We start from the raw sequence: 13,486 nt of genomic DNA on the forward strand, positions 1-13,486 counted from the left end.
AGGAGGGATGTCATTGAAAGCCTTATTTGAGAAGGAAAAAAATTACTGGAGTCATAAGCTGGAATCTGAGGATTATATCATCTGTCTTCCATATACTAACAACGTGTCCCAAAGTACAACTGCAACGAGTTTAAATTCCCACACATACACACTCACATTTCCATCTGAAATTTCCCAAAGAATATCATCTATAACAGGTGGCGCTCCATGGGCCGTGTTTATGGTTCTGCTTGCTGGAGTAGAAAGCTTATTGCATAAATACACAGGTGAGGAACGTGTGCTGCTGGGCATTCCGGTAGCCAAGTCTAGCAACGGTGCTACAAAGCCGATCAACCATCTACTTTTATTGAAAAATACGGTGGATTCCAGCACAACCTTCAAAGCCTTGCTGTCTCAAATCAAAACCTCTGTCGGCGAAGCTATTGAACATCAAAACATTCCTTTTTGGAACTATTCTGAATTACTTGACATTCAACGTAATGAGGATGGAAAGCCTCTTATTCACACCACAGTATCCTTGCGAAATATTCATATTTCTGATTTTTTGAATCACGTACAATCTGAACTGGATTTTCAGTTTCAATGGGAAAATGAAGCGGTTTCCCTGAACATAAAATATAGCAGCGACCGTTATAGCGAGACGACGATAGAGCATTTTGTTGAGCAGCTTCTGCGGCTGTACACTATTGTTTTGCAGCAGCCAGAGTTGGCGGTTTCTATAACACAAGTGCTGTCAGAGCAAGAAGTAGAGCAGCTGGTTCATACCTTCAACGATACTACTGTGGATTATCCACGGCATGCGTCTATTCATGAATTGTTCGAGAAACAGGCGAAGCAGGGACCACAGAAGTTGGCGGTAGTGTGTGGGCAAGATAGCCTGACCTATGCAGAATTGAATGAAAAGGCCAACCGACTGGCTCATTCTTTACGTAAGCAGGGAATCCGCACCGAGCAGACGGTCGGCATTGTAGCTGAACGCTCGATTGAGATGATTGTCGGTATGCTCGGGATTCTCAAAGCAGGTGGAGCGTATGTACCCATTGATTCTGATTACCCGGATGAGCGTGTACGCTATTTGTTGAAGGATTCCGGTGCGGACATACTGCTCGTACAGCGAATGGAACATCGGCCCACTGATTTTAAGGGAATGGTGCTTGACCTTAGCGATGCTGCAATTTATGGAACGGATGGTGCTGATCGTTACGATCCAATTTTACCGAATGATCACGGGACGAATACTGATCCGGGATACGTGGACTGCCTAGATCCGTTCTACTCCATTTCCGCCAGTCCCGAACTTGCTTCTACGACAACCATACAACCAGAAATCATGCAACCCAAAGCTACGCAATCAGAACAAGCAGAACAAATACAACAGACTTATGCAGCTAAAGAACAACCGAAAGCGAGCCCAGCTGGTCGCTTGGCCTATATTATGTACACCTCAGGGACTACAGGCCAGCCCAAAGGGGTTATGGTGGAGCACCGTAATGTCGTGCGTTTGGTGACAAATACAAACTATGCACGCTTGAATGCCGACACACGCATTTTGCAGACCGGGTCTGTTGTCTTTGACGCGTCCACCTTCGAAATTTGGGGTGCGCTATTGAACGGTGGACAGCTGGTGCTGGTGAGTCAGGATGTTATTTTGGACGCTCCAAAGCTCAAGGAAGCCGTGCGCAACCATGGTATCACGACAATGTGGCTGACCGCACCACTCTTTAATCAGCTATCCCAGCAGGACTTGGAACTATTTGAGGGGATGCGGGAGCTATTGGTCGGTGGTGATGTGCTGTCCGTACCGCATATTAACCGGGTATTGGAGGCCCATCCGAATCTACATATCATTAACGGCTACGGTCCGACGGAAAATACGACCTTTTCCACCACACAAGCCATTACTGGCGTTCAATCGGGATCTGTGCCCATTGGCAGCCCGATCCATAACTCGACGGCATATGTCGTGGACGGTTCGATGCAGCTCCAGCCTGTTGGAGCGTGGGGGGAACTGATTGTTGGCGGTGACGGGGTGGCTCGCGGATACCGCAACCGCCCAGAACTGACGACCGAAAAGTTCATTAACAGCCCGTTCCGTGGTGGCGAACGCTGCTATCGAACAGGGGACCTGGTGCGTTGGAATGCGGACGGGACGCTGGAATATAAGGGACGGATCGATGAGCAGGTGAAAATTCGAGGCTACCGGATTGAGCTGGGCGAGGTGCAAGCACAGCTGTTGAAGCTGGAGGCAGTCCGAGAAGCTGTTGTAATTGCACATGAAGATGAGCAGGGGCAAAAGCTGCTCTGCGCATATGTGGTCACCCAAACGGAAGTAGCGACAAGTGAGCTGCGTAGTGCTTTGAGCCAGGAGCTACCGGGCTACATGGTACCGTCGTATTTTGTGCAGCTGGAGCAATTGCCACTGACGCCCAATGGCAAGGTGGATCGCCGAGCGTTGCCACAGCCAGAGGGAGGTGTAAGCTCAGGCGCAGAATATGTACCTCCTCAAAATCAATTACAAGCACAACTGGCTAGCATCTGGAAAGATGTGCTGGAGCTTGAGCGCATTGGCATTAAAGATAACTTTTTTGAGGCAGGAGGACATTCCCTGCGGGCGACACATGTCATATCACTCATCTATAAGGAATTGCATAAAAATGTGCAGCTAAAGGATCTTTTCCAGCATCCGACCATTGAACAGCTGGCGCAAGTTATTGAAGCACTGGAGCAAACCACTTATGAATCCATCCCTGTTACGGAGAATAAGCCATTTTATGCGGTCTCTTCGGCTCAAAAACGGATGTATATCCTCAATCAGCTTGATGGAGCGGGAATTAGCTATAACATACCTGGTGTCCTAACTCTGACCGGTTCACTTGATCACAAGGCACTGGATAGCGCGTTCCGTCAGCTTATTGATCGCCATGAAACATTGCGCACAAGTTTTGAGACCATGAACGGTGAACCTGTCCAGCGAGTACATGACGAGGTTCCTTTTCGCATGGAATTGACTAATGCTCACGGAGCTACCCCAAAGGAAACGGATGAGCTGGTACGTAACTTTGTCCAACCATTCGAACTGGGGCAGGCTCCGTTATTCCGAGTTGGTTTGATTGAAACAGACCCAGAGCATCATATTTTGCTCATGGACATGCATCATATCATTTCGGACGGCACCTCTATAAATGTACTAATTCAGGACTTCATTCATTTATATGCAGGCGACACGCTGCCCTCGTTACGCATTCAGTATAAAGACTACGCCGCTTGGCAACAGAAGCAGCAGCAAAGTGAACGCTACCGGGAACAGGAAAACTACTGGCTCAATACCTTCGCAGGAGAGCTACCAGTGCTTGATCTACCGACTGATTATCCACGCCCAGCGGTGAGAAGCTTTGAAGGAGATGTGCTGGAATTTACGCTTGACCAACGACAAAGCGAAGGCTTAAAAAGCATTGCGGTGCAGACGGAATCGACATTATATATGGTGCTGTTGGCTGCCTATTCGGCTTTGCTTAGCCACTATAGCGGGCAGGAGGATATTATTGTCGGTTCGCCAATTGCAGGGCGGCCCCATGCAGATCTTGGCAGTCTGATCGGGATGTTCGTGAATACACTGGCAATCCGTAATTATCCAGAAGGCGGGAAAACGTTCCGTGATTATGTGTTGGAGGTCAAGGATAACGCCTTAAAGGCTTTTGAACATCAGGAATATCCGTTTGAAGAGCTGGTGGAGAAGCTGGGCGTGGATCGAGATTTAAGCCGTAATCCGTTATTTGATACCATGTTTGCACTGCAAAACCTAGAGCAAAAAGAGCAGCAGCTGGCAGGGCTGCAACTGGCATCCTATCCAAGTGAACAAACGACGGCCAAATTTGATTTAAGTCTGTTCGCAGTGGAGGATGGAGAACAAATTTCCTGTGCTCTTCAATACGGAACTCGGCTGTACAAACGGGAAACCATTGAACGACTGACTGAACATTTGCAGCAGCTTATCAATGCGGTTATAAAACAGCCGGATATCGTTCTTTCGGCTATTGAAATGGTTTCGGCCCAAGAAAAAGAGCTGCTTATGCAGAGATTCAATGATACAGTAGCAGACTATCCGTATCCACGAGATCAAGCACTGCATGTGCTGTTCGAGGAACAGGTAGCGCAATCACCAGATCGACTGGCCGTCACCTTTGCGGACATGCAGCTCACCTACCGCGAGTTGAATGAACGTGCCGATCGTCTGGCACGCATACTCGCTTCCCATGGGATACGGCGCGGGCCCGAGCCAGAGACACAGCGAGTAGGGATTATGGCTGAACGCTCCATTGAAATGGTCGTCGGTATGCTGGCGATTTTGAAGGTCGGAGGGGCTTACGTTCCTATTGATCCCGATTATCCTGAGGAGCGTATCCGTTATTTACTGGAGGATTCCGGTGCTGGGCTGTTACTATTACAGCGACGTGAGCAGATGCCTTTCGAACCCGGCATTCCGGTCATCGATTTGAGTGATGAACAACGATGGAGTAGCAAATCTGAATTTGACGCTCATACGGATGGAACAATTCCGATTACAACAGGGGGATCTTCCTCGGATCTTGCGTATGTGATCTACACCTCTGGTACGACAGGCAAGCCGAAGGGCGTGATGATTGAGCACCGTAATGTCGTGCGCCTAGTGAAAAACAAAAGCTATGCCACGCTTGATGAAAATACACGTATGCTGCAATTGGGCGCAGTTGTGTTCGATGCCTCCACATTTGAAATCTGGGGAACGCTGCTGAACGGGGGACAACTGTATGTGGTAAGTCATGACACTATTCTGGATGCCTCCAAGCTCAAACAGGCAATTGACAAGTATCGTGTTAACACGATGTTCATGACCACGGCTTTATTCAATCAGTATTCGCAGCAAGAAATCGGAGTGTTTGCGTCCTTGAAGGAGTTGCTCGTGGGTGGTGATGTGTTGTCTGTACCGCACGTCAATCGTGTGTTGAAGGAGTACCCGCAGCTTCGCCTGGCCAATATTTATGGGCCGACGGAGAACACCACCTTTTCCACCATCTATGACATTACAGAACCGCAAACCCAGGCTATTCCCATTGGATGTCCAATTGATCACTCGACCGTTTATGTGGTCAATCGTTCGTTGAAGCTGCAACCTATCGGGGCCTGGGGGGAGCTGATCGTCGGTGGTGATGGTGTTGGGCGTGGATATCTAAATCGGCCCGAGCTTACGGCGGAAAAATTTATTGAAAGTCCATTCCGGTCTGGAGAATGTTGCTATCGTACAGGGGACTTAGTGCGTTGGCGTACTGATGGTGTACTGGAGTACAAGGGAAGAATGGATGAACAGGTCAAAATTCGCGGCTACCGCATTGAACTGGGTGAAATTGAAACCCGTTTGTCCACCATTCCAGGAGTGAAAGAATCAGTTGTTACCGTGCGGCAGGACGATCACGGACAAAAACAGCTATGTGCCTATTTTGTAACAGATAGCGAACTGAGCGCCAGCGACTTACGTAACATTTTGTCGCAGGATCTGCCTGGCTATATGGTGCCTTCCTACTTTGTGCAGCTCTCCAGACTGCCTTTGACGCTGAATGGCAAAGTAGACCGCAGGGCACTGCCCGCACCTGAGAACAATCTCGATACAGGTATGGATTATGTGGCACCCGAGACGGATGTCCAACAGGCACTGGCTACGGCTTGGGGAGCCATTCTTGGTATCCCGAAAGTCGGAATACAGGATAACTTTTTCCATTTGGGTGGTGACTCCATCAAGGCCATCCAAGTATCGTCCCGCTTGTTTCAGGCTGGATACAAGCTGGAAATGAAGGACTTGTTCAAATACCCGACAATTGCGGGACTGAGCACATATATTCAGCCTGTTAACCGAATAGCCGAGCAGGGCGAGGTTACAGGAAATGTAATGCTTACACCGATTCAGCGCTGGTTTTTTGAACAGCCAACAGGAGAACCACACTATTTTAACCAATCTGTCATGCTCTATCGGCAGGAGGGCTATGACGAACAGGCACTACGGCGGGCGCTCCATCAGATTACGTCACATCATGATGCATTGCGTATGGTTTTTAGCTTGTCGGAGAACGGATGCACAGCATGGAACCGCAGTGTAGAGGAAGGCGAACCGTACCATCTGGAGTGCTTTGACTATAATGACAGCGATGTAAACAAGCAAGATTTGGCGAAGATAATTGAAGCCAAATGCAATGAAATTCAATCTGGTATTTCCCTAAGTGAAGGCCCGCTGATGAGACTGGGGCTGTTCCGTTGCCCGGATGGAGATCATCTGCTGGTCGCGATTCATCATTTGGTGGTAGATGGAGTGTCCTGGCGCATCCTATTTGAGGATTTGGCGACAGCTTATGAGCAAGCCTCCAAGGGTGAACAGGTGATTCAGTTACCTCACAAGACGGATTCGTTCCAAACGTGGGCCGAAAAGCTGCACGCCTATGCCAACAGCCCAGCTATGGAAAGTGAGCGGGTGTATTGGGAGGAGCTTGCAAAAGCGGAACTGGCTCCTTTGCCGCAGGATTACGGACATAACGAGCACGATAAGCCATTGATTGGCGATAGTGAATCGGTTACTGCTTTATGGACAAATGCAGAGACAGAGCAACTGCTCAAGCAGGCCAATCGTGCCTACCGTACAGAAATTAATGACCTGTTGCTGACTGCGGTAGGAATGGCGTTACAAGCATGGAGCGGAAATGATCGTTTCCTGATTAATCTGGAGGGACATGGACGTGAAGCCATCTTACCTGAGGTGGACATTACCCGAACGATAGGGTGGTTTACAAGCCAATATCCTGTTTTGCTCGATATGCCTGAAGAACTGGCACTTTCGCAACGGATTAAGCGTGTGAAGGAAGGACTGCGCGGCATCCCGCAAAAAGGGATTGGCTACGGTGTACTGAAATATTTAGCCGACCGCCAGACACAGGCACCGGAGGCATCTCCAGCCCTATTTACGACAGATCCCGAAATCAGCTTTAACTATTTGGGACAGTTCGATCAGGATATGAAAGGGAACGACTTGCAATCATCCTCATATGAAGGGGGGATGCCGCTGAGCCCGACCATGGCTCGAACGTATACGCTGGATTTTGGAGGCATCATTTCGGGAGGCCAACTGGGTCTGACGATTAGTTATAGCCGTACCAGCTATAGACCGGAGACGATCGAGCGATTGGCGAAATTATTGGAATCGAGCCTGCGAGAAATTTTGACGCATTGCATCCATAAAGAACACCCGGAGCTGACCCCAAGTGATATTTCCTATAAAGGAATGAGTGTGGAGGGTCTGGACAGCCTGTTATCTGAAATGGGTGCTGCGGGTGAGATCGACAATGTATATGCACTGACCCCGATGCAGAAAGGGATGCTGTTTCACAGCCAGCTAGATAGTCAAGCAGCCGCGAATGACGCGTATTGTGAGCAGGTTTCTTATGATATGCGAGGTCAGATGGACATTCGGGCTTTTGCAGAAAGCCTGAATATTCTGGTTCGGCGACATGAGGCGCTACGTACACATTTTTATTTTGGCAGAGATACGGAACCGTTGCAGGTAGTGTATCGAAATCGAGATTGCGGCTTTCAATATGAAGATTTACACCATCTGGATGAGGATGAAATAGATACCTGGGTGGAAAATTTCAAGCTACAAGGTAAAGCACGAGGCTTTGATCTGCGTCGGGATGTTCTGCTGCGTGTAGCGATTTTACGTACCGGAGAAGACAGCTATCATTTTGTATGGAGCTTCCATCATATCGTCATGGACGGCTGGTGTCTGTCCCTTATAAATAAAGAAGTGTTTGAAAGCTATGCAGCACTTCAGGAGGGCAGAGTACCAGAACTGGCACCCGCAGTGCCGTACAGCCGCTTTATTGAATGGTTGGAAGCACAGGATCGCAAGGCGGCAACCGACTACTGGAGCAGCTATTTATCCGGATATGAGCAGCAAACAGCATTACCAGCTGTAAAATCCGGTCGCAAGAGTGGAGACAACACGGCTAGTGATTGGGTGACGGTTTGGGAACGTGAGTTGACCCTCCGGGTGGAGGAGACAGCTAAGCGATATCAAGTGACCATGAATACGTTACTACAAACCGCATGGGGGATTTTACTGCAAAAATATAACAACCACAGTGATGTCGTATTTGGCAGTGTCGTCTCAGGCCGTCCATCGGATATTATCGGGGTAGAGGATATTATCGGTTTGTTCATTAATACCATTCCCGTTCGCATCCTTAGTGAGACAGGGGAATCTTTTGCAGAAGTTATGAAGAAAACACAGGAGCAGGCTCTGGCTTCTCATGCGTATGATACGTATCCACTGTTTGAGATTCAGGCATTGACCGATCAGAAACAGGATTTAATTAACCATATTATGGTGTTTGAAAATTATCCGGTAGATGAGCAGGTCGAAGAACTGGGAAGTGACGGGCAGGATACATTCCCGATTTCCAACGTGGTGGCTGCAGAGCAGACTAACTATGATCTGAGCTTAGTCGTTATGCCGGGAGAATGCATCAAGATTCGTTTTATGTATAATGCGTTAAGTTATGATCAAACAGGCATTGAGCGTCTGCATGGACATTTTGTGAATCTGTTGGAGCAAGTTTTGCTTAACCCGAATGTTTGCGTACAAGAGCTGGAACTGGTTACAGCGGTGGAAAAACAACAAATTACAGAAGAGTTTAATGACACTGCCTCTGCATATCCAAGCAATCACACGATCCAAAAACTGTTTGAGGAGCAGGCAGAGCGCACGCCGGATCATATTGCTGTAGCTTTGGGGCATCAATCATTGACCTATCGGGAACTGAACGAGCGAGCCAACCGTCTTGCACGTACCTTGCGCGCGGAAGGCGTAGAATCGGATCAGCCTGTAGGCATTCTGGTACAGCGCTCGCTGGAAATGATCGTAGGCATCTATGCGATCCTTAAGGCAGGCGGAGCCTATGTGCCGATCGACCCGGAATATCCGGCGGATCGCATCCGTTTTATGCTGGAGGACTCGGGAGCGAGGCTGGTGCTGACACAATCGCATTTGGCTGAGCAAGCGTCGCTGAGCTTTGATGGCAAGGTGCTGGTGCTGGATCGTGAGGACATTTACCAAGAAGACGGCTCGAATCTGGAGCCACTGGCCGGGCCACACCATGTAGCCTATGTCATCTACACCTCCGGCTCTACCGGGAAACCGAAGGGAGTTATGGTTGAGCACCATTCTGTCCTGAACCGGATTTTGTGGATGCATGATCGTTACGGATTAAATGCTGAAGATACGATCTTGCAAAAGACCGCCTTCACCTTTGACGTGTCGGTGTGGGAGCTGTTTTGGTGGTCGATGGTCGGCTCGAAGGTGAGTCTGTTGTCGGTTGGCGGGGAAAAGAACCCCGAAGACATCGTAGACACGATTGCCCGCGATGGCGTGAGCACGATGCACTTTGTGCCCGCCATGCTGCACGCATTCCTGGAGTATGTGGAGCAGCAGCCACGGGAAGTGATACAGGCGAAGCTGGGAACACTGCGCCACGTATTTGCCAGCGGAGAAGCGTTGCCGCCACAGCATGTGGCGCGGTTCCAACGGCTTGTGTCGAGCCTGGCTGGAGCGAAGCTGATCAACCTGTATGGCCCAACCGAAGCGACGGTGGACGTATCGTACTTTGATTGCGAGCCGACGGAGGAATATACGGTCATTCCAATCGGGAAACCGATTCAAAACATTCGTCTGTACATCGTGAAGGAAGGCACGGAGCAATTGCAGCCAATCGGGGTTGCAGGTGAGTTGTGCATCGGCGGCGTAGGGGTAGCCCGTGGCTATCTGAACCGTCCGGAGCTGACGGCAGAGAAATTCGTAGCTGACCCGTTTGCCGGTGGGGAAGCAGGCTATGAGCGGATGTACCGCACAGGCGATTTGGCGAGATGGATGCCGGATGGCAACATCGAATATTTGGGCCGGATCGACCATCAGGTTAAAATTCGCGGTTACCGGATTGAGCTGGGCGAGGTGGAGGCGCGGCTGGCAAGTGTACCGTCCGTACGGGATAGCGTTGTTATCGCTTTGCGGGATGGAACGGGTCAACAGCAATTATGTGCTTACTTCACTGCTGATGAACAGCTGACCATCCGTGAGATTCGAACTGCGATGTCGGCCAGTCTGCCGAGCTATATGATTCCATCCGCATTTGTACAGCTGGATCGTCTTCCGCTGACGACAAACGGCAAAATCGATCGCAAAGCTTTACCTGTGCCGGACAAAGGGCTGCACACGGGTATAGAATATGTCGCACCGCGAACCGATGTGGAGCAGTTGCTGGCAACCATTTGGCAGGAAGTGCTTGAAATTCCACAAGTGGGTATCCACGATGACTTTTTCACGTTGGGCGGACATTCCTTGAAAGTACTGGAGCTTATACGCAAAGTTCACCTTGCCACAGACATTGAGCTTCCCATCCGTAGTGTTATGGACTTCCCGACTATAGAAGAGCAGGCGCTCATATTATTGAAAGCCGATCTGGAATATAAGGCCGATAGTCCAATCATTCGGTTGAATGAACACGGTCCGATCTCGATCTTCTGCTTTCCTCCTATGCTTGGATACGGGCTGTCGTTCGCGGAGCTGGCGAAACAACTGGATCAAGACGCAGTCGTGTATGGATTGGAGTTCGTGGATGATGCTGCGGATGAGCAGGCAATGCTGGCACATTACGTTGATTTGATCGTCAGCACGCAAGCGCAAGGTCCGTATGTGCTGCTTGGTTATTCCATAGGTGGGAATCTGGCGCATAAGGTTGCTGACACACTGGAACGTCAAGGTCATGCTGTATCCGATATTTTTATGCTCGATTCGGTCAAAAGGACGGAAGCCCTGCCCTACACAGTTGAAGAAACAGAGCACGAAATTCATGACATGCTGGAACAGGTTCCCGAATCCTATCGTGAGCTGTTGAATGAAACGTACAAGCGTAAAATGATCGCTTACGCGGTGTATGGCAACCAGCTTGTGAATACAGAGAGCGTTCAAGCGAATATTCACGGCTTTGTCGCCGTTGGATCGGAAACGGTGAAGGGTACCGGAGATAATCGACTTTTATGGAAAGACGCTACACAAGGTAGCTATGAAGAGCATAGCTTGATTGGTAATCACTATGAACTGCTGGAACCCGGATTTATCGAGGAAAATGTAAGAGGCATCCGTGCCGCAATACAAAAGATAACTCGGAACACGGACAAAGACATGACACAAGATTTGGCACATCATAAATCTTGAAAATCTACGGTCGATGATTTAACGAACTGAATCACTAATTTTTTAATCTGTAACACATGAATCCTGATCGACAGCTAAGAAGCCTTCTGCTTACGCGATTCGATCAGGATTCGCTTTATCATGTGCACTCCCGTGATGGGAAGTGCGATGATTCCATAGCGCCATGCTGATGGCTCCCATACGGAGTGTAAATATCTGCTCCGCTATGCAATCACCGCACGGTTCAAATCATGAAATCAACTTCATAGGTAAGGAGGGTACTTCAATATGAAGAATAGAGGTATTGGCTACCTATCCGCATTCTTAACAACGTTGTTTCTTTGTAATCTGTTCATTAATTCGGCATGGGCAGCAGATAGTATAACACCTAATTCAGTGGAAAAAGCAGTGGACGATATCATGAGTACAGAATTGGAAAAATTGCATATTCCGGGAGCGGCCGTCGTTGTGACCCAGGAAGACCAAATTCTTTTTAGTAAAGGGTATGGATATGCAGACTTGGAGCGGAAAATGGTATTCGACCCAGCAAAGACCATTGTTCGTGTTGGCTCGCTAACCAAATCATTTAGTGCAAGTGCCACAATGCAACTGGTCGAGCAAAACAAGCTTGATTTGAATGAAAACGTGAACAGCTATCTCCACAGCTATAAAGCTACGCAATACCAAAATCAGCCTTTCAATTTGCATCAGCTTTTGACACATACCTCAGGATTGGATGAAGCGCTGTACGACATTAACAGCTCGACTCGGGCGGGCGTTTTGCCCACAGAACAGTATCTCAGCACGTATTTTCAAAATCAGCCACCTATTCGCAAACCTGGAATTCAGTATGAATACAGTAATGTCGCCTTCGGTCTGATCGGTAATATCGTGGAGCAAGTAACCGGTCAGGGACTGAATGATTACTTTCGTACACATCTATTCCAGCCGATGAATATGCCCAGCGCGACACTGGAGTTGCCATTAAATCATCCAGAACTGGCGCAATCGTATCAGTGGAAGCATGGAGCGTATTTGAAACAGCCTTTATCGTATATCAATCTGCCGGGAGCAGGAGCGTTGAACGTCACACCCAACGAATTTTCCCACTATCTGATCACTCATTTAAACCAAGGAGAGTATGAGGGCAAAGCGGTACTCCAGCCACAAATGGTAAAAATGATGCATGCACAGCAATTTGCGGCGGATGCCCGTCTGGATGGCTTGGGCTACGGATTTTTCCGTGGTCAATTGGAGACGGGAGTACCTATGCTGTGGGCTACCGGGGAAATTGATGATTTTATTTCTGAAATGGTATTGATTCCGTCCCAAAAGATCGGTATTTTTGTGATCATTAATTCAGCTGACACGGACACCCTGCTTCATGGAAAAGTCATCGATGCGATAGCCAAAATGCTGCCCTCAGAGCCGCAGGCCGTTTCGCAGTCACTAGCTCGTTCTTCCACCCAAGTGAAGCTTTCGCCAGAGATTGAGGGCGTATATCAGGTGGATTCTAATCCTGTTCATGGTTGGGGAAAATGGATTCGGATACTGGGAAGCATTACATACACCGTGCGAATTCAAGATGATCATACATTAATTGTTAAGGGAAAATACCCAAATGAGAATGAAGCAACAGACAAAGTTTTTCAAGCAGCAGGCGATGGACTGTTTGTGGAAAAGGGGGGCCAGCTTAAAATTTTGCTATATCAGGAAAACGGTACTTGGATGATGGTTGCCCCGGATAGTAAGACCATGAAGCAGACGACACTTTGGCACCGCACCTGGACTCTGCTTGTCAGCTACGCAGCCGCCTCCTTATTTTTCATCACAACCTTGCTGATTTGGATCGTAAGATATGTGATCAGAGCTATCCGTAAAACGAATAATCACATTTCGTCCAACCTTGCATTCATTGCGTCACTAAATACGATTTTTCTCGGGGTGCAGGTCATCTATGGTAACAATCAGATCGTGTATGGCTATTCCGCGTGGTATATTTGGGGAATTTGCACGCTGCCGCTCATTTCAGCACTCATTGCCGTGTGGGTATTGATCGTGAATGGCGCAAAGCTGATTACAGGGGAAAGAAGAACCCGGGCTACCGGGAAAATCCTATTTGCTGTACTCACATTGCTGCATACGGTGTATCTCTTTTATTGGAATTTCCTTCCCATTCATTATTCCTAAAGATTTACAAAACAATGCATATTCGAACAT

General features: G+C 48.6%; 2 protein-coding genes. Both read left to right on the plus strand.

Annotation, left to right across the window (positions count from 1 at the left end):
* Nucleotides 1–13 precede the first annotated feature (13 nt).
* Nucleotides 14–11,287 carry an amino acid adenylation domain-containing protein gene (locus NSQ68_RS11615; protein ID WP_342428886.1) on the plus strand — a complete coding sequence of 3,758 codons (11,274 nt, stop codon included), beginning with the start codon at nt 14–16 and terminating at the stop codon, nt 11,285–11,287.
* A 267-nt stretch (nt 11,288–11,554) separates the two neighbouring features.
* Nucleotides 11,555–13,456: a serine hydrolase gene (locus NSQ68_RS11620; RefSeq protein ID WP_342428887.1), complete on the plus strand. Its 1,902-nt coding sequence runs from the start codon at nt 11,555–11,557 to the stop codon at nt 13,454–13,456.
* The last annotated feature ends 30 nt before the right edge of the window (nt 13,457–13,486 follow it).

It is taken from the genome of Paenibacillus sp. FSL L8-0158 (assembly GCF_038592965.1).
Taxonomy (GTDB): domain Bacteria; phylum Bacillota; class Bacilli; order Paenibacillales; family Paenibacillaceae; genus Paenibacillus; species Paenibacillus polymyxa_D.